General features: G+C 67.1%; 21 protein-coding genes. 9 read left to right on the forward strand and 12 right to left on the reverse strand.

All coding sequences use genetic code 11. From position 1 onward, the window contains the following. Positions 1 to 28: 28 nt before the first annotated feature. Complete coding sequence (locus HZS54_RS05225; RefSeq protein WP_179920887.1) at positions 29 to 238, reverse strand: hypothetical protein; 210 nt, start codon at positions 236 to 238, stop codon at positions 29 to 31. A 393-nt stretch (positions 239 to 631) separates the two neighbouring features. After that, positions 632 to 2,011 carry a hypothetical protein gene (locus HZS54_RS05230; RefSeq protein WP_179920888.1) on the reverse strand — a complete coding sequence of 460 codons (1,380 nt, stop codon included), beginning with the start codon at positions 2,009 to 2,011 and terminating at the stop codon, positions 632 to 634. 281 nt (positions 2,012 to 2,292) lie between these two features. On the opposite strand from HZS54_RS05230, the gene HZS54_RS05235 reads away from it, so the two are divergent. After that, positions 2,293 to 3,147: a transcriptional regulator FilR1 domain-containing protein gene (locus HZS54_RS05235; RefSeq protein ID WP_179920889.1), complete on the forward strand. Its 855-nt coding sequence runs from the start codon at positions 2,293 to 2,295 to the stop codon at positions 3,145 to 3,147. 168 nt (positions 3,148 to 3,315) lie between these two features. On the opposite strand, the gene HZS54_RS05240 is transcribed toward HZS54_RS05235, so the two are convergent. The 3 genes from HZS54_RS05240 to HZS54_RS26185 all read right to left on the reverse strand — a co-directional run bounded on the left by HZS54_RS05240 (position 3,316) and on the right by HZS54_RS26185 (position 5,985). Next, positions 3,316 to 4,053 (reverse strand): class I SAM-dependent methyltransferase, encoded by a 738-nt coding sequence (locus HZS54_RS05240; RefSeq protein ID WP_179920890.1) that lies wholly within the window; start codon positions 4,051 to 4,053, stop codon positions 3,316 to 3,318. Positions 4,054 to 4,518: 465 nt separating this feature from the next. After that, positions 4,519 to 5,358 carry a tRNA pseudouridine(38-40) synthase TruA gene (gene truA / locus HZS54_RS05245; protein WP_179920891.1) on the reverse strand — a complete coding sequence of 280 codons (840 nt, stop codon included), beginning with the start codon at positions 5,356 to 5,358 and terminating at the stop codon, positions 4,519 to 4,521. A gap of 48 nt (positions 5,359 to 5,406) precedes the next feature. Further along, positions 5,407 to 5,985, reverse strand: a complete 579-nt coding sequence (locus HZS54_RS26185) for an SHOCT domain-containing protein (protein ID WP_246391786.1) — start codon at positions 5,983 to 5,985, stop codon at positions 5,407 to 5,409. Between the two features lie 111 nt (positions 5,986 to 6,096). Here HZS54_RS26185 and HZS54_RS05260 point away from each other — a divergent pair, with 111 nt between their 5' ends. Both HZS54_RS05260 and HZS54_RS05265 read left to right on the forward strand, forming a co-directional pair. Beyond that, positions 6,097 to 6,327, forward strand: coding sequence for an antitoxin VapB family protein (locus HZS54_RS05260; protein WP_179920892.1), 231 nt, complete (start codon positions 6,097 to 6,099; stop codon positions 6,325 to 6,327). 29 nt (positions 6,328 to 6,356) lie between these two features. Further along, complete coding sequence (locus tag HZS54_RS05265; protein WP_179920893.1) at positions 6,357 to 6,701, forward strand: type II toxin-antitoxin system VapC family toxin; 345 nt, start codon at positions 6,357 to 6,359, stop codon at positions 6,699 to 6,701. On the opposite strand, the gene hisS is transcribed toward HZS54_RS05265, so the two are convergent. Further along, positions 6,702 to 8,012 (reverse strand): histidine--tRNA ligase, encoded by a 1,311-nt coding sequence (gene hisS / locus HZS54_RS05270; RefSeq protein ID WP_179920894.1) that lies wholly within the window; start codon positions 8,010 to 8,012, stop codon positions 6,702 to 6,704. Positions 8,013 to 8,175: 163 nt separating this feature from the next. Here hisS and HZS54_RS05275 point away from each other — a divergent pair, with 163 nt between their 5' ends. After that, positions 8,176 to 8,415, forward strand: coding sequence for an antitoxin VapB family protein (locus HZS54_RS05275; RefSeq protein ID WP_179920895.1), 240 nt, complete (start codon positions 8,176 to 8,178; stop codon positions 8,413 to 8,415). Further along, positions 8,412 to 8,816: a PIN domain-containing protein gene (locus tag HZS54_RS05280; protein WP_179920896.1), complete on the forward strand. Its 405-nt coding sequence runs from the start codon at positions 8,412 to 8,414 to the stop codon at positions 8,814 to 8,816. Before HZS54_RS05275 ends, HZS54_RS05280 begins: the two co-directional genes overlap by 4 nt. A gap of 68 nt (positions 8,817 to 8,884) precedes the next feature. Here HZS54_RS05280 and HZS54_RS05285 read toward each other — a convergent pair whose 3' ends face one another. The 4 genes from HZS54_RS05285 to HZS54_RS05300 all read right to left on the reverse strand — a co-directional run bounded on the left by HZS54_RS05285 (position 8,885) and on the right by HZS54_RS05300 (position 11,572). After that, positions 8,885 to 9,508, reverse strand: a complete 624-nt coding sequence (locus tag HZS54_RS05285) for a DUF7411 family protein (RefSeq protein ID WP_179920897.1) — start codon at positions 9,506 to 9,508, stop codon at positions 8,885 to 8,887. Then, entirely contained in the window at positions 9,509 to 9,865 is a 357-nt protein-coding gene (locus HZS54_RS05290; RefSeq protein WP_179920898.1) for a DNA-binding protein, read from the reverse strand. A 102-nt stretch (positions 9,866 to 9,967) separates the two neighbouring features. Next, positions 9,968 to 10,429, reverse strand: a complete 462-nt coding sequence (locus tag HZS54_RS05295) for a 30S ribosomal protein S19e (RefSeq protein ID WP_179920899.1) — start codon at positions 10,427 to 10,429, stop codon at positions 9,968 to 9,970. 126 nt (positions 10,430 to 10,555) lie between these two features. Then, on the reverse strand, positions 10,556 to 11,572 hold the full coding sequence (locus HZS54_RS05300) for a lysylphosphatidylglycerol synthase transmembrane domain-containing protein (protein WP_179920900.1): 1,017 nt from the start codon (positions 11,570 to 11,572) through the stop codon (positions 10,556 to 10,558). A gap of 160 nt (positions 11,573 to 11,732) precedes the next feature. Between HZS54_RS05300 and thiL the strand changes: the two genes are divergently transcribed. After that, positions 11,733 to 12,632: a thiamine-phosphate kinase gene (thiL, locus tag HZS54_RS05305; protein ID WP_179920901.1), complete on the forward strand. Its 900-nt coding sequence runs from the start codon at positions 11,733 to 11,735 to the stop codon at positions 12,630 to 12,632. A 46-nt stretch (positions 12,633 to 12,678) separates the two neighbouring features. Here the strand turns inward: thiL and HZS54_RS05310 are convergent, their stop codons facing one another. Together HZS54_RS05310 and HZS54_RS05315 are read right to left on the reverse strand one after the other, a co-directional pair. Beyond that, complete coding sequence (locus HZS54_RS05310) at positions 12,679 to 13,854, reverse strand: site-2 protease family protein (protein WP_179920902.1); 1,176 nt, start codon at positions 13,852 to 13,854, stop codon at positions 12,679 to 12,681. Positions 13,855 to 14,167: 313 nt separating this feature from the next. Continuing rightward, positions 14,168 to 14,416 (reverse strand): DUF7123 family protein, encoded by a 249-nt coding sequence (locus tag HZS54_RS05315; RefSeq protein WP_179910673.1) that lies wholly within the window; start codon positions 14,414 to 14,416, stop codon positions 14,168 to 14,170. A 399-nt stretch (positions 14,417 to 14,815) separates the two neighbouring features. Between HZS54_RS05315 and pyrH the strand changes: the two genes are divergently transcribed. From pyrH to HZS54_RS05330, 3 genes are all read left to right on the forward strand, one after another. After that, positions 14,816 to 15,535, forward strand: a complete 720-nt coding sequence (pyrH, locus tag HZS54_RS05320; protein ID WP_179920903.1) for a UMP kinase — start codon at positions 14,816 to 14,818, stop codon at positions 15,533 to 15,535. Then, positions 15,532 to 17,400, forward strand: coding sequence for a lysine--tRNA ligase (gene lysS, locus HZS54_RS05325; RefSeq protein ID WP_179920904.1), 1,869 nt, complete (start codon positions 15,532 to 15,534; stop codon positions 17,398 to 17,400). The genes pyrH and lysS overlap by 4 nt, the downstream gene beginning before the upstream one ends. Before the next feature lie 603 nt (positions 17,401 to 18,003). Further along, positions 18,004 to 19,782 (forward strand): site-2 protease family protein, encoded by a 1,779-nt coding sequence (locus HZS54_RS05330; RefSeq protein ID WP_179920905.1) that lies wholly within the window; start codon positions 18,004 to 18,006, stop codon positions 19,780 to 19,782. The last annotated feature ends 15 nt before the right edge of the window (positions 19,783 to 19,797 follow it).

A 19,797-nucleotide genomic window follows, 5' to 3' on the forward strand; every position in this document is an offset into this window, starting at 1 on the left:
GGAGTTGGCGCCGTCGCGCCGTAAGCCTTTACCGTTTACCTGACCCCCGTATCGCTCGTTCACCACGGATCAGTTTCTTGATCAGATCCCAGACCACTCCGGATACGACGACCTTGGCAATCCAGACCGCCAGCGCTTCTGCCGAAAAGAAAACCACCAGAATAACCAGACTGACTAGGACGACGTCTATCTCCGCGAAGGCGGCTGCGAGACGTCCCGTCGCCAGTCGGTCAATCATCCGCGGGTACCAGTCACTCGGTGGCGGACAGGTGATACAATTCTGATAACGAGGTGAGAACGGACACGAATCTAGAATTTGGGGCGGACGGTAGTGGAGAACGAGGGGAAACTGAGCAGCAACACGGAACTGACGAAGCCGCCTGCGTTCGGTTTCAGAAGCCAGATACGATCCGGCGGTACTGCCGTTCGGGACTCGCGTCCACGCAGGCCGATACGTGTGCCGTTCCTGCTTGCTTGTGCACGACGACGTTCGGTGCCGCACGGTTCAGAGTGAGACAAAGACGGCACACCGCGTCTCTACGTGTGCAGAGACTCCCATCGTACCGTGAACGCGATCGTGGTGACAACTCGTCCGGGCAGCAAATGGATGTCTAAAGCTCCACTTGACGAGTCAAAGCTGGTTCTCGGCGATGGTCCCACAACGATTTCGGACGGCAAATGCGACGTGCCCTGCCGCTCTTATCGCGTCCTGCAATTCGCCGCTCGTAACTGTCCTTCCAGCGGTACGTTCCAGCAGTTCCCACAGATCGACATCGAAGGTCGCTTCGTCGCGTGGATTCGGAATTGCGACGGAACCGTCTCGGATCTCTTCGAGCGTGTAGTAGTTCACGTACTCGGTCCCCGCATTCGCGTTGAGATCGGGTTTGCTTGACACCCGCACGACCGTCGAAACGACCGTTGAGTCGGTTGAACCGGGAGCGCTGGTATCCCGGACCACTAACGGCACGAAATCGATGGGACTATTTTCCGAATCGGGGTGACAGCGAGGCGGGATCTCGAACGTCTCGTACTGCACGTTGTCCCGCTCGAATGTCCCCGCGATCGCCTCCTCCACGACGCCGTAGTGCGATGTGTTTGCCCGAGAGTTGAAACAGAACTCTTCTTTGTTTTCACAGAGGATCGAAAAGTCCGAGAAAGACCGCTTGTCTCGGACGATCTGTTCCTTCTCGAGCGCCTTTCGCCTGATCGACTGCGGGTCGTCCACGACCACGACCTCATCGCCCCACGTACCGTACGGACCTTTCACGACGACACGACGACCGAGTTCCTCGTAGAAGTTCCTGACATCAGAGACCGTCTCGATCCTGGTGAATCGAGGGAGTTCGACCCCTTGTCGCTGATGGACGAGCTGCTTTGCTTCCCGTAAGAGTCCGAGTTTGCCGCTCGTCTCAAATTGTGGGTTCCAGACACCTGTGGGTGCATTGGCGCCTTTGCTCATGGCGTTCACGTCGCTGTCGAGTGCGGTCTGCAGGGGGACCCCCCAGTCGGTGAGATTCACGTAGCCGTCAACCTGAACTTGACCCTGGGCGCGATCGTATGTGATAGTCGAGTCACGCTGTGAGATGCCACGGGCGCCTGCGGTGAGAAACACAGTACAAACAGACTGGAGTTCGGAGATGGTGTCGACGACGGCCTGCTTGTCGCTCACGATCCACCGGTCCTTGTCGACCCACTCATTGTCGCTCGTGTCGAAAACTGACTCCGGAAGGTTGACCACGACGGATCGTTCCGTCCCCGAGACGTTCGACAGGAAGGCACGGGCAACAAGCTCTAAGACGGGTCGGTCCGACTTCTCCTCGTGGATTCGGAGCCCCTCTGGATTCGCGTTGATGTCTCCGAGTAGGTACGGGACGAACGAATCTCTCTCTGTGTTGTACGTGAGCTTCACGTCCGCACTCGTCACCACGTTTGGGAGCGTCCCTCGCCTGCGTTCGGTCGACTCGACTCCGACGATCTCCGTTGTCGAAGCGGAAAGGTCATCCCAGTTCATCGAACTTCCGCTCACGATCGAGATAGATCGACTGGGCCTATTACGGTTCGTTCACGCTTTGGGAAATGAACACGGACGGGAAGTCACGTCGCCCCGAATTGAAGCCAACTGGGACTCCCTTCACGACCCTCGAAGATTTACGGTCCGCAAATTCGTGCGTAGCTCTATCGCTTTTTTGCGGTCTGTTCAGAGGTCCGAGGATTCCCGTAGTCAGAAGATGGTACATAATTATATCTTGAACTATTAGGAGTAAAATAGGACCCGGGGTGACAATCGAAGCAATGCCCAACTATGACCGAAACTCGGGTGCTGAAGACACCGAGTTTGAAATGACCCAGTCGAAGGCCAGGAAGGCCAACGAAATCTTCAGTTGGTTCGGCGGGAGCGAACAACGGATTCAGCTGTTCGCAGACCTCTACGACGGGATTTCACAGGAGGAAATGAAACGGAAGTACAACGATAGCTTCCTGTCTAACCAGCGTGAGAATCTAAACTCGTTTGGATTCTACAGGAAGGACGGTGACACACACCGCCTGACTCCGCTCGGAGAGAAGGTGTACGAACCGTTCATCGAACTGTGCAGACAGGCGCAGATTGTCGAGGAACTCCGTCCGATCCTTCACGCCATTCCATCGGACAGCGATAACACCCCACCGATCGAGGACCTGTATCAGGCAGTCAGACGAGGAGAGGTTCGCGTAGTGGCGGAGAACATGGTCAACGAGTTTGCAGTCCTGACTAGCTACCGGGAGGCGGTCGGCGAATCGCAGACGCTGCGGGAAATCGTAATCGGAATCCTTCGTCCACACGGGTTCCACGACCAAGTGACCGAAGGGGAACTCCAAGCGGAGTACATCTACCCTTCGAAGGTTTTCGAAGAGATCACGAACAACGCCGATCGATTGGAACTCGCACAGGAACACGCCGAAATGAGCGTAGATCATCACATCGTCGACGAACAGTTTCCGTTCAATTTGAGCATTCTTGATCAGTCTGTTATCATCTGGGCACGACGGCCGACTGAAAACAAATACAGGGTGATGCTGGAGACCGATGCGAGCGAAATCAGGGAGTGGGCGACAGATCTGTTCGAACGGAAGAAAGTAGCTGCTGAGCCGGTCGATTGGTCACAGTAACGACCCTCGAACAGTCCTGTTCGAGGGTGTCCAGAGTCGTGGAAGTCCGAACTCCCAGCCGATACTGCGTGCAATTCAGTCTGTCGCCCGTTACACGGGAAAGTAGCTGGCACCCGGAGCGTTTCGAACCCCGGTGGGAACCAACTTGTTTCGTCCCCGGTCCGTAACTTACGCCGCCCGCGCCTCGAACACCAGCGTCGACGGCAGTTTCGCCAGCAACTCCGGTCTGTGCTCGCCCCAGGGCCCCTCCTCGTAGTCGTCGGGATCCGAAGAACCGGGTTCGAGCATCCGCTCGACTCGAAACCCTGCCCCCACGAGCGCGTTGTGTACGTCGCTGACCCGATGGCGGTAGGTCACCATGTCGACATCGAGGTCCTCTTGGGGCGTGACCTGCCGGCCCGTCTCGAAGTAGCTCCCCTCGATCTCGTGACTCTCGGGGTCGGCCAGCCCGTAGACGGGGTGGGGCATCGAGAAGACGAACCGACCGCCCGGGCGGAGGACGCGGTGGGTCTCGCGGAAACAGGCCGTCAGGTCCTCGACCCACTGGAAGACGTAGGCGTTGAACGCCACGTCGAAGCTATCGTCGGCGAACGCCCCCAGGTCGGTCACGTCACCCTGACGGAACGCCACATCGGCGTCGCGTTCGTCGGCCAGATCCCGAGCGAAGTCGAGTTGCTCCGTCGAGAGGTCGATGCCGGTCACGTTCGCGCCGCGCTCGGCCAGCGCGACCGAGCACTGTCCGCCCCCGCAACCGAGTTCCAGCACGTCCTTCCCCGCCACGTCCAGCAGGAGTCGCAGGTCGTCGTCGACGCCCATCCCGGTCCAGTTGACGCCCACGTCGAGGTCGATGTCGTCCTGGAACCAGCGGGCCGTCAGCTCCCACCACTCCTCGACTTCCTCGGTCATACCCCACGATTTCGGCCGCCCACGAAAGGTCTTGTGTCGCCGTGTGGGCCGGTCGCGTGATGCTTAGAGCCCGGAAGTCGGACACCCGGCGCGCGCTGGAGCGCGCTCTCGTGCGCGCGACGACACCGCGCGAGGGATGAGGGAGTGAGTGCAACGAACGAGCGAATCGGCTGGGGAGGTTCGTGGCTGTCTGCGGTGCTGTACGGGGCGGTTGCTGTGCGGGCCTGGTGGACTGAAAGGGCGAGGCGCGCTCGCGCTCGTGTAGTCGCCTGAGCGGGCCCTATCCGCGCGGGCGGTGCCGAGAGCGCGGATATCCCGCCTCAGCGACCGCGAGCGCGCCGAGGGCTTTCATCGCGTGCGGTCTCCGTCGAGTGCGGTCTCCGTCGAGTGCGGTCGAATCGACTGCGAGCGAGGGCGCTCGACACGCAGGACCGAATGGGTCGGGCGAACGACGGCGAACACTACTCACTCGATAGAATCGCGGATCGCACCGGCAACCCATCCCCGAGTCGAAAACTCCACACACCGATCGCTGAAGACCTCGCGGACGCTCGCGACAGCGTCCTCGTCCACCGAAAACTCGACGCCGGGATAGGCCACGTCCCAGAGCACCAGCGGGTACGGAGCCGCGGGCGCGACGCCTTCCGGTCCCTCCACGACCCCCTCACCGAGCACGCGGTCGACCTTCTCGACCTCGGACTCGCCGCGGCCGATCTCGACGGCGAGTCCGACGACGCGCCGGACCAGTTGCCGCGCGAACCCGCCCGCTTCGAGTTCGACGACGAGGAAGTCGCCGTCGCGCTCGACCGCCGCGGAGAGGTCACGAACCGTCCCCTCGTCGTCGGGCGTGAGGTTGTGGAAGTCGTGCTCGCCGGCGAGTCGGTCGAACGCGTCCCGAATCAGTCCTTCGTCGACCGCTCTCGCGCCTTCGTCACGAGGCGCGTACAGGTGGTAGCGATACGTCCGCGAGTCGGCGTCGTGGGTGGCGTGAAACGACGAATCCACGTCCGCGCTGGCCCACGCGCGAACGGACGCGGGCAACTCGCTGTTGAGCGCCCGCGGCGAGAGCCACTCGGGCGCCTCGAACGCGAGCGTCTGCGCCCGCGCGGACACGCCGGCGTCGGTGCGGCCGGCGGCGGCGTACCCCTCCGGTTTGTCCGCTCCCTCCTCCAGCACGTCCAGATCCCGGAGCGCGCCGAAGACGCACCCCTCGACGGTGAGCACGTCGGGCTGGCGCTGGAAGCCGTGGAAGGGGCGGCCGTCGTAGGCGAGGCGATAGGCGCGCGTCGCCGGCGTCTCGGCCATCGCTCACGCTTCGCGAGAGCGGCCCTTGTCGGTTTCGGGCCGATGCGGTCAGGAGGGCTCCGCGGCGCGGTCGGGAACGTCCTCGCCGAGCACGTCCAGCCGGCGGCGGTACTCGTCGTCGTCGATCTCCCCGCGGGCGTAGCGCTCCCGGAGGATCGCGACCGGGTCGCGATCCGCGGTGTCTCCCGCACCGTCGCCGCCGATACTCGGGTCGACGGCCTCGGGGCCCTCCTCGACGACCCGCTCGACGCGGCGCTCGAACTCGTCGAGCGAGAGCGCGCCGGCGGCGTAGCGGGCGCGCAGCTCCCCGATGACCACGTCGTCGTCGGTCACATCGTAGGCGTCGAGGCGGTCGGCGGCCCAGGCAGTCAGCGCGAGCAGCGCGAGGACGCCGAAACTGGCCAGCTGGACCGCCCCGATCGATCGGGGCCCGAGCGCCGCCGCGGCGAACGGCGACAGCAGCGTCCAGGCGACGGCGAGGACGAAAAGTGGGGTCAGGTCCGCGTCCTCACGCGACCCACGGCCGCGGACGGCGCTCCGGACGCGACCCCAGTGGAGTGACCCGTCGGGTTCCGTGGCGACGCGACCGACGCGCTGCCAGTCGATCCCGCCCTCGTCGTCGCCCATCGGTGACCGATCCGATCGTCAGCCAGATCACTGTTTCGACTCCCGCACGAGGTAGCGCCATCGTGTGGTTCAGCCGAAAGTCTATGTATACACAGATCCAAATCCACAGATATGAGCAGTAAGAACATAAGTGTCCGAGACGACATCTATCGAGCGCTGGAAGAGGCCAAAGGGGAGGATGAAAGCTTCTCGGATGTCATCGAGCGCCTACTGAAGGGAGACGAGGAGCACTCGTTGTACGGGATAGTCGGGATGCTGGACGAGGACGAAGTGGCGGAAGTACGGGAGAAGTCCTCAGCGTTCCGCGAGAGTGCCGACGAACAGATGGATCGATACTCGTGATACTCGACTCCTGCTTCTTCATCGATCTCATGGACCGTGATGAAGCAGCTGTCGCGAAGCTCGACGAGATCGTCGCCGACGGTGGTGCACTCTCCGTCTCCACAGTGAGTGTCACCGAAGTCGAACGCGGACTGGGTGCCGACGAACGAGAGCGGTTCGACACACTTCTTCAGGACGTGGATATCCGTCCGTACGACCGGACGATAGCCCGGCGTGGCGCGGACTTGCTTCGCTCGCTCGACGACCGCGGTGAGCCGATCGGGGCGCTCGACGCGATGGTCGCCGCGACGGCGCTCGAACACGACGGGCGAGTCGTGACACGGAACGTCTCCGAGTTCAGGCGTGTCGACGGGATCCGTGCCGTTCCCTACTGATCAGACCAGGTCGTCGTAGGTCGGCCGCTCGCTGTCGCCCGGGAAGTCGTCGACGGGGACGTTCGTCTGGTCGCCGCTCTCCATGTCCTTGACGGTCACTTCGTCGTTCTCCAGGTCGCGCTCGCCGACGATGACGACGGTCTCGGCGTCGATGGAGTCGGCGTAGTTCATCTGCGCGCCGAACGACCGGTCGCTCACGTCCGTCTCGACGACGTGGCCGCGCTCGCGCAACTCGCGGGCGATGCGCGAGGCGACGCCGCGCACGTCACCGACCTGCAGGACGTAGTAGTCGGTCGCGATGCCCTCGCCCGGCCAGGCGTCGTGGGTCTGGAGGAGCAGGGGGAGCGTCGAGTTCATGACGCCGATGCCGACGCCGACCGCCGGGGTCGATTGGCCGCCGAACTCCTCGATGAGGTGGTCGTAGCGGCCGCCGCCGAAGATCGATCGGGAGACCTCGCCGGAGGCGTCGAAACACTCGAAGACGACGCCGGTGTAGTAATCCAGCCCGCGCGCCGTCGTCAGGCTCACGTCGCAGTACTCGCGGACGCCGAAGTCCTCCGCGGCCGCGAGCACCTCCTGGAGGTTCTCGACCGCCGCCGCGAGGTCGTCGCTGTCGGAGAACTCAGTGAGTGCCGACAGATCGTCGTCGCCGGCCATCAGGAGGTCGTCGAACTCCCGCGCCTGGTCGTAGGAGAGGCCCGCATCGGAGAGGAGGCCCAGATACTCCCCCTCGTCGACCTTCGCGCGCTTGTCGACCGCCCGAATTGCCTCGGTCGTGTCCACGTCGGCGTCGAACGACCGCAGCAGCTCCCCGAGGATGTCGCGGTGGGAGACGCGGAACTCGAACTCCGAGCCGTCGAGGCCGAGGTTCGTCAGCGAGTCGGCGGCGAACGCGAGCACCTCGGCGTCGGCCTCGGGCTCCGAGGAGCCGAAGATGTCGGCGTTGGTCTGGTACAGCTCGCGAAACCGGCCCTGCTGGACCTGCTCGTAGCGCCAGAACGGCCGCGTCGAGAACCACTTGATCGGCTTCGACAGCGCCTGCTGCTTGGCGACGACCATCCGCGCGACCGTCGGCGTGAGCTCCGGAGTGAGCGTGACGTGCCGGCCGCCCTTGTCCTTGAAGTCGTACAGTTCGTCGACGATGTCCTCGCCGCTCTTGTCGGTCCACATCTCCGCCGGCTCCAGCGCCGGCGTCGACGTCTCGCGGAAGCCGTAGGCCCGGGCGGTGTCCTCGATCGTGTCGACGACCTCCCGGAGGGGGGCCATCTCGTCGGGGTAGAAATCTGTGAACCCCTTCAGTCCCTCGTACATACCCCCTGGTTCGGCGAGGGGTCGCTTGAACCTGTCCGTGTGGGGCGAGCGCCGCTGCGCAGTCTCGGAACCGAGCCGTCCGGGACGACCTGACGGGCGCTCTGTCGGCCGACGAGTCACAGCGACCACCACATTCATACTCGGGCGTCAACGACGTTGACACATGGGGACGAAGCAGGTCCGGCTCTCCGAGGACGTCTACGCGAAGATCGCGGACAAGAAGCGGCCCGAGGAGTCGTTCAGCGACGCTATCGACAGGCTCACGTCCGACTGGTCGCTCGCGGAGTGGGCGGGCTGGATGAGCGACGCCGAGGCCGAGCGCCACCGCGAGCGACTCTCCGAACTCGAAGCCGCCGACCGCCGGGAGACGGAGGCGCTGGTCGAGGATCTCGACCTCGAATGATCCTCGATACGAGCTACCTCGTCGCGCTCCAGCAGGGCGTTCCGGGCGCGGTCCGGCTGGCCCGCGACCACGAGTCGAACGGCGTTCCACAGCGGATCCCGAGCACGGTCCTGTCGGAGCTGTACGTCTCGGTCGGTGCCAGCGCCGACGCGAACGAGAACGTCCGGAAGTACGAGGAGCTGATCGGTAACCTGCCGATCGTCGATATCGACGAGAACATCGCCCGGCGCGCGGGAGCGCTCCGGGGAGAGTCCCTGACGAGCGACAGCGATCCCGTGCTCGGCCTCGGGGACGCGACGGTGGCGGCCATCGGACTCGTCTTCAACGAGCCGGTGGTGACTGAGGATATCGACGACTTCGATCCGGTCGCCGGGCTCGACATCGTCAGCTGGGACGACTGAGCCCGTCGACCCGGGGGAGACCCGCGGCATCGATCCGGCCGAACCAGTCCGCACACGAGGGACGCCGCTCACTCCCGACGGCCCCGCACCCGCGACTGGACGTGCTCGGGGAACACCTCCGAAACCGTCCCCTCGCCGTATTCCGCCGCCATCAGCGCCCTGAGTTCCGTCTCGTAGTCGCCGGTCGGGATCGCCTCGCTCGGGCCGGTCTCCACGTCCAGCAACCGCTCGGCCAGATCGTCGATGGCCCCGCAGCCGTACCCCGCGAGCGGCCGCAGGTAGTCGATCCCGTGGCGGTCTTCCAGGCTCTGAGCGAACGGCCGCTCGATGACCGGCGCGCGGTCGTCGCGCCGCGTGCCGTCGGTGACCGCCGCGAACGCCGTCCCGCCGATCGCCTCGCGGGCCGCCACCGTCTCCAGCGCGTGCTCGTGGACCAGCTGGATCCCCTCGCGCGGGTAGCCGTCGGCGACCATCCGGTCGACGGCCTCCCGGGCCACCGACTCGTCCAACTCGACGGACGCTACCGGAAACCCCACCTGCTCGCCGGCCTCGCGGGCGGTCTCGGCGACCGACGGCACCCCGCCCAGGTCGAACGTGCAGCTACACAGCGTCACGTCGTAGAACGGGTCGAGGAGCGCGGCCGCGAGCGCGGAGTCCTTGCCGGCGGAAAACAGCGTGGCGACCGTCGGCATCTACCGGCGCTGGATGTCGAAGCTCTTCTTGTCGGGCTGCAGCTCCTTGAGCAGTTGCTTCATCTTCTCGTCGTCGATCTTCCCTTGGATGCGGCCGCTCTGGGCCAGCGCGAGCACCTGCTGTTCGACCTGCTCGCCGAACTCCTGTTTGGACATCTTGACCGTGTTGAGGCGTTTGCGCGCCTCGTCGGTGAGGTGCTTGCGCAGCATGGCCTTCTTGTGGGCCTCGCGCTGCTCGCGCTGGGCCTCCATGGCCTCCTCGTCGACGCCCTGGCCCTGTCCGCCCTGTTCCTGCAGTTGCTCCATCTTCTCCTCGCGGAGCTTCTCTAACTCCTCGTCGTTCGGTTCGCCGCTCATGGGCGTCCCTTGTCGAGTCGCGGGGAAAACGATTTCGGAGCCGTCGAACCGGCGGTCGGACTACCCGGAACGACGAGATCGGGAGAACGGCCCGCAGAACCGTCAGGCGTAGCGTTCGAGTTCCGGGCGGTCCAGGTCTTCGAGGACCTCGCCGGCGGTGTCGTCGAGGAGGCTCTGGCCCTCGGGGGTGATGCGGCGGCCCTCGCCCTCGGCGGTCTGGACGTAGCCGGCTTCCTCGAGCTGCTGGAGCGCCACGCGGACGATCTTGCCGCTGCCGTCGGTGGTCTGGTTCGGGCGGACCACGTAGCGATTGGAACCCTGCTTGGTGCTGCCGTAGGCCGTCTGGAGCGCGCCGACACCGGTGGGGCCGTCGACGGCGACCTTCCGGAGGAGGCTGGCGGCGCGGATCTGCCAGAAGTCCTCCTGTTCGGGCGGGAGCTCGCGGCCGACGCCGGTCTTCGTGAACTTGAGCCAGTCGGGTTCCTGTACCTCGTCTTCCTCGTCGAGGCGCTCGGCGACCGCCTCGTTGAGGTCTTCCGCGGGCACGTCGTAGAGTGTCGTCATTGCAGATGTCTTCCGGAGCGGTTCATTTAAGGGCATCGTTCGCCGGACGGGTACGGGACGGAGACACAGGGAGCGCGAGGGGCGGTCGTCGGGGACGCGACCGGTGGCGGGGGGCGATCGAGCGTCTCAGTCGCCGACGCCGAGGGCGAACGCGACGCCGCCGCCGACGACGGTCGGGAAGACGTAGGTTGCGCCGCGGTGGACGAGGACGGCCGCGCCGGCGACGCCGCCGGAGACTCCGGTCGTCGAGACGAGCAGGGCGATCAGCACGGCGTCGACGCCGCCGAGGCCGCCGGGCAGCGGCGTCATCCCGGCGACCGCGCCCATCGGGACGACGAGCAGGACGGCCGAAAAGGGGATCGTGTGACCCAGCGCGTACACCGACAGCCACAGCGAGGTACACATCGCCAGCCAGCCGAGCGCCGAGAAGCCGACGGCTTTCAGCATCGTCGTGCGGCTGGTGGCGACGCGTTCGATGGCGCCGAAAAAGCCCTCGATGCGGCGCTCGATCGCCTCGGCGGTGGGCGCCGACTTGCGCGGGACGACCCGGCCCAGAAAGCGGATTATCGGCGTCACTGCGCGGACGACAGCCGCTTCGAGTTCGTAGCGGTACTGCCAGCCGAAGTACGCCGCGGCTGGGATACCGACCGCGAGGGCGACCAGGGCGGTCGTGGCGAAGACGAGGTTGCGGCCGAACTCCGCGGCGCCGGCGACGACGAAGGTGAGCCCCACCATGGCGTAGCCGATCGAGGGGACGAAGTGGAGCGCGTCGACGGAGGCGATGGCGGCCAGGCCGGTCTCGTACTCGCTGTCGGTCGCCCGCGAGATGAGGTAGCCGCTGACGGGCTCGCCGCCCGCCTGGCCGAAGGGGGTGACGTTGTTCGAGAAGACCGCGCCGGCGAAGACGAACCCGCTCATCGCGACCGAGAGGGGCGCGTCGAGCGCGCCCAGCACCGTCCGCAGCGCCAGCCCCCAGAAGAACAGCCACACGACCGCGACGCCGAGGATCACGAGCAGGTACTGCAACTCGACCCCGCGGAGCTCCGAGAGGATGTCGCCGATACCGACGACCCACACGAGCGCCGCGAGGACCAGCGCAGCGCCGACGAAACCGACGACCGTCGCCCACCTGTCCCCGTTCATGTCGGGGCCGAAGGGCGTCCGCGGCTTGAACCCTCCGGAGTGGGCGCAACGGCGGACGCGACCGCCGACCCGCCGGACCCGCGCGGACCCCAGCGGTCCGCCGACGGCGGACACCCGGCCGAACCGCAGGGGGTTTCCCGGGAGCGAGCGAACCCGGGGTATGGACGAACGGACCGCGCTGGGGTTGCTCGGCGACCGTCTGTCGGCGGCCGGCGACGACGCCGCCGTCGTGGACGGGCAGGTCGTCACCACCGACATGCTCCACGACCGGACGGACTTCCCCGACGGGACGACCCGCTACACCGCCGGCTGGCGCGCCGTCGGCGCCTCCCTCTCCGACGTGGCCGCGATGGGCGCCGACGCCACCGCCGCCGTCGCCGTCTACGCGGCTCCCGCCTTCGACGAGAGCGAACTCGCCGACTTCGTCGACGGCGCGAGCGAGGTCTGTGCGGCCGTCGGCGCCGAGTACGTCGGCGGCGACCTCGACCACCACGACGAGTTCACCGTCGCCACCACCGCGCTGGGCGACACCGACGACCCCGTCCCGCGGTCCGGTGCCCAAGTCGGCGACGCGGTCTGCGTCACCGGCACGCTCGGGCGCAGCGGGGCCGCCCTTCGGCTGTTCGAACGCGGTGATCCCGCCGACGTTGAACGGGCGAACGCCCTCTTTCGCTTCGAACCCCGGGTGGCCGCCGGGCGCGCGCTCGCCGGCCGGGCGACCGCGATGATGGACTCCAGCGACGGGCTGGCCCGCTCGCTCCACCAGCTCGCCGAGGCGAGCGGCTGCGGGTTCGCCGTCGAGTCGCCGCTGCCGGTCGACCCCGTCGTCGACGAGGTGGCCGACGACGCCGACGACCGGCTGGAGCTGGGCGCCTTCTTCGGCGAGGACTTCGAGCTCGTCTGTACGGTCCCCGAGGAGGCTCTATCGGCCGTCCGCGCGGACCTGTCGGTCGAGTTCACCAGAATCGGCACGGCCGTCGAGCGCGAGGGGCGGAGCGCCTCGGAGAACCGCGTCACGCTGGACGGCGAGTCGCTGCCGGACCGCGGATACACGCACTGAAACTGCTACTTTCGACAGTTCCCGTGACGACCGGAGACCGAACGGCTCAGGCCGCCAGGATCTCGAATGGGACGGGCGTGAAACAGAGCAGGCCGAGCACGAGCGTCAGCGCGCCCAGCGCCCGGCGGCGGGGTCCGATCGGGTCGTCGCGGATCGGCGTCGCGGGGCCGGCGTAGGCCAGTCCGGCGGCGATGACGCCCCAGACGACCCAGAGGACGACCGCGTTCGTCGCCTCCTGTGCGAGATAGAGGTAGCCCGCGAGGCCGAACAGCGCCGCCGGGACCGCGGCGGCGACGGTCTCCTGGCGGGGGCCGAGGATCGCGCGGACGATGTGGCCGCCGTCGAACTGGCCCACCGGCAGGAGGTTCAGGAAGGTGACGAACATGCCGACCCAGCCGCCGAAGATGACGGGGTTGGCCGCCAGCCGCGGGTCCGGATACGACAGGGGTTGGCCGGTCAGCTCCGCGAGGATCACCAGTAAGAGCGGGTCGTTGAAGCGGATCGCGCCACCGCCACCGGTCGCGACGCGCTCGGGGACGGTGATCGGGTCCAGGAACAGCCCGATCACGGTCACGACGACGGTCGCGACCAGGCCCGCCAGCGGGCCGGAGACGCCGATGTCGAACAGCGCCTTCCGGTCGGGGATGCGCCCGCGCATGCGGATGACCGCGCCCATCGTCCCGATGAGCGAGGGGAACGGGATGAAGTAGGGGAGACTCGCGTCCACGTCGTGATAGCGGATCATGACGTAGTGGCCGAACTCGTGGACCGCCAGCACGCCGAGGATCGCCGCGGTGAACGGCCACGCCTCCAGCAGGGCCAGCGGGCTATCGAGCTCGACGTAGTACCAGATCGACCCGACGTACAGCGTCGACAGCACCGTCAGGACGAAGAAGACGAGGTTCGTCCACGGGATCCCGTCGATGTGGGGCGAGCGGGGTTCGGCGACGAGGACGTACTGCGGCCGGGTCGGCCCGAAGCGGTCCTCGACGGCCGGCCGCTCGTCGAACGGGCCCGAGGACTGGGCGCGGGTCGTCAGCGACACGTCGTAGCCCGCCTCGCGGAACAGGCCCCACAGCTCGCGCTCCAGGACCTCGGCGGACGCCAGCGGCGTGCCCAGGTAGTAGACCGTCCCGTCGTCGACGCGCGCGTCGGCGACCTGGAAGACCGACTCGACGTCTTCGACCGGCGGCCCCTCCGCCGGCGTGCGACGCTCGTCCATCGACCGTCGGTTGGATCCTCCCGAGTATAAATCCCGGGACACCGCCGGCGACCGACCGGTCCGTCGGAGTCGGCGGCTGGGTCACGGACTAGCCGACGCCGGCCGCGTCGCTACGTCGGTAGCGCGCGAGAGGAAGCGGGTCGGAACGCCCGCGCTCGGGCGCCCCGTCAGGGACAGGGCTGCGGTGAACGGATGGTGTGGTGTTCGGTGTTCGGAAGTCGGTGCGTGTGGTGGGGTGCGGACGGGGTCGCCGTCCGGGGGTGTGGGTGGGGTCTCCGGGGTCGGAGCGTGGGTGTGCGGTGAAGCTCGGTCGTCAGGCGACTTCGACGCGCCACGTGGTCGCGCTCGTGTAGGACCACTTCTCGACCTCGAGTTCGGTGGCCGAGTCGCGGATCTTCACCATGAGCGCGCCGATCTCTTTGGGCGACAGGCCGACCTCGTCGGCGATGAACTTGCTCTTGAAGTACATTTCGCCGTCCTCGGCCTTCTGGCGCAGATACGCCTTGAGTCGCTGTTCTTTCGACGGCGCGTCGTCGTTGGAGGGCTGGAGTATCGAGCTCATGTTGACACCTCGTTTCTCTCTGTGGCCGGTAAGCCCATATAAACGGAGGAAGCTTCGGGTGGCTTCGTGTCGTTTCACAGACGAACGGGGTGAAACGAATGATTCGCGATTTTTTACAACGTTTTCTTAGAGCTCGGGACGTTTTATAATTGGATCTAAGGCTTCGAAACGATTTTGCGACCGGGTCGCACGGCCGCCGCGTGAACGGACGTGAAACGCCGATTCAACCCGATATTGAGGAAATAGTTGCCGGGTTTGGGGTCGTCCGGGGGTACGAGCGACCTCGCGGGCGTCTGGGGCGGCCAGCGCCGGTCGATGGGGTCACAGGGGCGTCGGCACCACAGCGCGGGCGTCGCGGCTTGACAACCCTTAAGACGGCATCGTGGCTACGCCGTCCCAATGAAAACAGTCGTCTCTATCGGCGGGAGCGTCCTCGTTCCGTCGGTGGGTCCGGAGCGGGTGCGGGCCTACGCCGACGCGGTCGAATCGCTCGACGCCGACGGGTACACGCTCGGGACCGTCGTCGGCGGCGGCCCGACGGCCCGGGAGTACATCGGGGCCGCGCGCGAGCTGGGCGCCAACGAGATCGAACTGGATCAACTGGGGATCGAGGTGACGCGGCTCAACGGCCGCCTGCTCATCGCCGCCCTCGACGAGCGGGCCGCCCCGACGCCGCCCGAGAGCTACGAGACCGGGCGCGAGGCCATCCGCCGCGGTGACATCCCGGTGATGGGGGGGACCGTCGCCGGCCAGACCACCGACGCCGTCAGCGCCGCCTTCGCCGAGTACGTCAACGCCGACCTGCTCGTCTACGCTACCAGCGTCGACGGCGTCTACGACGCCGACCCGAGCGAGGACCCCGACGCCGCGAAGTTCTCGGAGATCACCGCCGACGAACTCGTCGGGCTGATCGCCGACCTGGAGATGGACGCCGGGAGCAACGCCCCCGTCGACCTCCTCGCGGCGAAGATCGTCCAGCGGTCGGGTATCCGGACCGTCGTCCTCGACGGGACCGACCCCGCGGCCGTCGAGCGGGCGATCCGCACCGGCGACCACGACGGCACCGACGTAGTCCCCGAGGGCGTCGGCGCGGCGCCCGCCGAGTGGAGCGACCGATGAGCGAGACCGGCGACGACGCCGGTACCGACGGCCCGAGCGCCACCACCGGAGCCGACGAGACCGACGCGCCCGGCGCGACCGAGACGGCCGACGACACCCGAAGCGACGAGACCGACGGCGAGAGCCGCTACGCCTTCTGGGCCGACGAGGTCGCCGACGCCGTCGAGGCCCGCGACCCCGAGGAGCCGATCGTGGTCAAGGGCGGCATCTCACCCTCCGGCGTGCCCCATCTGGGCAACGTCAACGAGATCATGCGCGGCTACTTCGTCGCCGAGGTGCTGCGCGAACGGGGCTGGGAGGTCCGCCAGGTGTTCACCACGGACGACCGCGACCCACTCCGCAAGCTCCCCCGCAAGCTCGCCGACCTCGACGGGAAGATCGTCGACCTGGGCGACGTGAACGCCGGCGCCCTCGGCAAGAACCTCGGGCACGCGTACACGGAGATCCCCGACCCCTTCGGCTGCTGTGACTCCTACGGCGAGCACTTCTCGACGCTGATCGCCGAGTCCGCCGAGCTGCTCGACGCCCCCATCGATGTGGTCTCGACCACCGACCTGTACGAGTCGGGCCGCATGGACGACGTGGTCGAGCACGTCCTCGAAAATCGCGAGCGGGCCCGGGAGGTGCTCTCGGAGTACCAGGACAAGGTCGACGAGGACTACGTCCCGTTCAACCCCTTCTGTTCGGAGTGCGGGAAGGTGACCGAGACGGTCACCGCGGTCGATGTCGACGCCCGCGAGGTCGAGTACCGCTGTACCGACATCGAGGCGGGCAACCGGACCATCGAGGGCTGCGGCCACGAGGGAACCGCCACGTTCCGCGAGGGGAAACTCCCCTGGCGCTTCGAGTGGCCAGCCCAGTGGCAGGTGCTGGGCGTCGACTTCGAGCCGTTCGGCAAGGACCACGCCGAGGGGTCGTGGCCCTCCGGCGTCGATATCGCCGAGAACGTCCTCGACATCGAACCGCCGGAACCGATGGTCTACGAGTGGTTCACCCTCGACGGCGAGCCCTTCTCCTCCTCGGAGGGCAACATCGTCCTCGTCCACGATGTGCTGGAGACGCTCGAACCGGAGGTCCTGCGGTACTTCTTCGCCAAGGATCCGAACAAGGCACGGGACTTCAGCGTCGAGCGGCTCGACCAGCTCGTCGACGAGTTCGACCGCGTCGAGCGGCTCTACTACGGCGAGGAGAGCGGGACCGAGCGGGAGGAACGGCGCGCCGAACGCGTGTATCCGTTCCTGAGCTCGCTTTCGGACGTGCCGCCCGCGGCGCTGGCCGCGAGCGACGTGTTCGACGTGAGCGACGAGAGCGAGGCGGCGTCGGTGGCCGCCGACTTCGACCACAACGACCCCGAGGACCGCCGCCGCCGCCGCGAGTTCGTCGACGGCGAGTTCGCCGAGCGGGTTCGCCTCCCCTACACCTTCGCGGCGGTGCTGGGGATGTTCGACGACGAGGACGCCCGCGCGGCGACCGCGCGCAAGGAGGGCCACGTCGCCGACGGCGACCCCGAGTGGGCGGTCGAGGACGCGTTCGGCCGCGTCGCGCTCGCCAGCGAGTGGGCCGACCGCACCGACAACGAGTACAACTACACCGTCTCCCGCTCGGAACTGCCCGAGGTGTCCGTCGACGAGGCGACCGCCGCCGCGCTGGACGACCTGGCCGACTTCGTCGCCGAGGGTGCCGATGGCGAGGCCATCCAGGGCGAGATCTACGAGGCGGCCAAGCGCCACGACATCGAAATCGGCGACTTCTTCGGCGTCGGCTACCGCCTCTTCTTCGACGAGGACGAGGGCCCCCAGCTGGGCTATTTCCTCGGCGATCTGGACCGGGAGTTCGTGGTGGGGCGGTTGCGACGGGAGCGGTAGCCTGGGCGTCAGTTTCCCGAGGCCCGGCGGTGTTCCGTGCTTATGCTTGTTGAGCGCGAGTCCCAAGAAATTGTCTCGTGAAAGAAACGCGGACCACAGTGACCGCACTCGACAGCAAGCGATGAAAGCCCTCGCCCCGCTCGCGGTCGCTGAGGCGGGATATCCGCGCTCTCGGCACCGGCCGCGCGGATAGTGCCCGCTCAGGCGACTAAAGTGGACGCGAGCGCGCCTCGCCCTTTCAGTCCACCAGGACAGCACCGCCCCCGCACAGCAACCGCAGACAGCCACGAGCCTCCCCAGCCGATTCGCGACACGAGCGTCGCGAATCCCTCGCGCGACTATTTCGAGCGGCCCGCCAAAAGGCGGGCACGCTCGACAGCACGCGCCGACCGCACCGCGACACCCAAATGCAACAGCCACCGTCTGTACTGAGCATCCGCGCGCCCGCGGCGCGCGGTTCGACCGCCGGAGCGGGGCGAAGCCCCGCGGAGGCGGCCTTTTTCACCCATCTTTTTCCCGGAGGGGTGGGCAAACCGCGCCCACCCCTCCGGGAAAAAGATGGTAACCAAACCCTCTTGACGGGGAGGCCCCTGCAATCGGGTAATGGTAAGCCCGCTGTACTGGGTGCTCGCCGCGATCGTCGTCTTCACCGCGGGGACGATGGCGCTGCAGGCGAGGGGCAAGCTCCCCGACTCGGTCCGCGTCTCCGGCCCGATCCTGACGCTGCACACGCTCCGGGGTCGGCAGTTCCTCACGTGGCTCGCCAAGCCCAAGCGGATCTGGCGCGCCTGGGGGAACTTCGGCGTCGGGATGGCGCTGGTGACGATGGTCGGCATGTTCGTCGCCGTCTTCAACGCCGGCTGGCAGGCCATGCAACAGCCCGAGGCCCAGCCCGTCCAGAACCCCCAGAACGTGCTGGTCATCCCGGGGGTCAACGACTTCCTCCCGCCCGCCGCCGCCCCCGAGATCGTCCTCGGCCTGCTCATCGGACTGGTCGTCCACGAGGGCGGCCACGGCCTGCTCTGTCGCGTCGAGGACATCGACATCGACTCGATGGGGCTGGCCTTCTTCTCGTTTATCCCGGTCGGCGCGTTCGTCGAACCCGACGAGGAGAGCCGCCTCCGCGCGAACCGGGGAGCCCAGACCCGGATGTTCGCCGCCGGCGTGACCAACAACTTCCTCATCGCCTTCGTCGGCTTCCTGCTCCTCTTCGGCCCGATTTCGGGCGCTATCTCGGTGGCGGCGGGCGTCCCGGTCGGCAACGCCGCCGCCGGGTCGGCCGCCGACGAGGCCGGCCTGGAGTACGGTGACCTGGTCACCGAGGTCGAGAACCAGTCGATCGCGAACGTCTCGGAGTTCGAGGACCGGCTCGCGGGGATCGAGGAGCGCTCGGTCGAGCTCACGCTGAAGGGCGGTGAGACGACCACGCTCGAACGGAAGCTCGCCCTCGTCCGGTCGGTGCCGTCGGTCACCGACGGCATCGGCCCGAACCAGGACAACGCGACGATCGTCGAGGCGGTCAACGGCACGGCCGTCTACACCGAGGGCGGCTTCGCCGAGGCGATGGCCGGCCGCGAGACGGCCACGATCGAGACCAACCGCGGGACCGCGACTTTCCCCGTCGGCGCCTACGGGCTGGCCGTCGAGAACGGTCCGCTGGCTAACGCCTCGGTCCCGGCCGACGGGACCGACGTGATCGTCCGTTCCGTTGCGGGCGAGCGCACGCCCAACGCCTCCGCGTACGGCGCCGCGGTCGGCGGCCTCGAAGCGGGCCAGACCGTCGAAGTGCGCGCCTCCGTGGGCGGCGAGACCGACACCTACAGCGTCACCGCGGGCTGGGACGGTCCGGGCGACGCGCTCGGGCTCCGCACCCAGCAGGGCTTCAGCGGCATCGCGGTGACCGACGCCGGCATCGACGTCTACCCCGCGGCGCAGTTCCTCGCCTACCTCGGCGGGTTCAGCGGTGACTGGGGCGGGCTGTTCTCCGGGCAGTTCCTCCAGCAGATGTTCGTCGTGCTCCTGCTGCCGTTCCTGAGCACGCTCGGGCTGGGCTTCGGCTACAACTTCGCCGGGTTCGTCCCCGACGTGACGACCTTCTACACGGTGACCGGGCCGCTCGAACCGCTCGGCGGCAGCGTGTTCATGGTCGCGAACGTCCTGTTCTGGACGGCGTGGGTGAACCTCAACCTCGGCGTGTTCAACTGCGTGCCGACCTTCCCGCTCGACGGCGGGCACATCCTCCGGGCGTCGGCCGAGTCGCTGGTCGCCCGCCTCCCCGTCGAGGACGGCCGCCGCGCGACCACTGCCGTCACCGCCTCGATCAGTCTGCTGATGATCGCCGGCCTGTTCCTCATGCTGTTCGGGCCGCAGCTGCTCAACTGAGCGGGACCGGGCCGA

Source organism: Halosimplex pelagicum (assembly GCF_013415905.1).
GTDB classification, from domain to species: Archaea; Halobacteriota; Halobacteria; order Halobacteriales; family Haloarculaceae; genus Halosimplex; species Halosimplex pelagicum.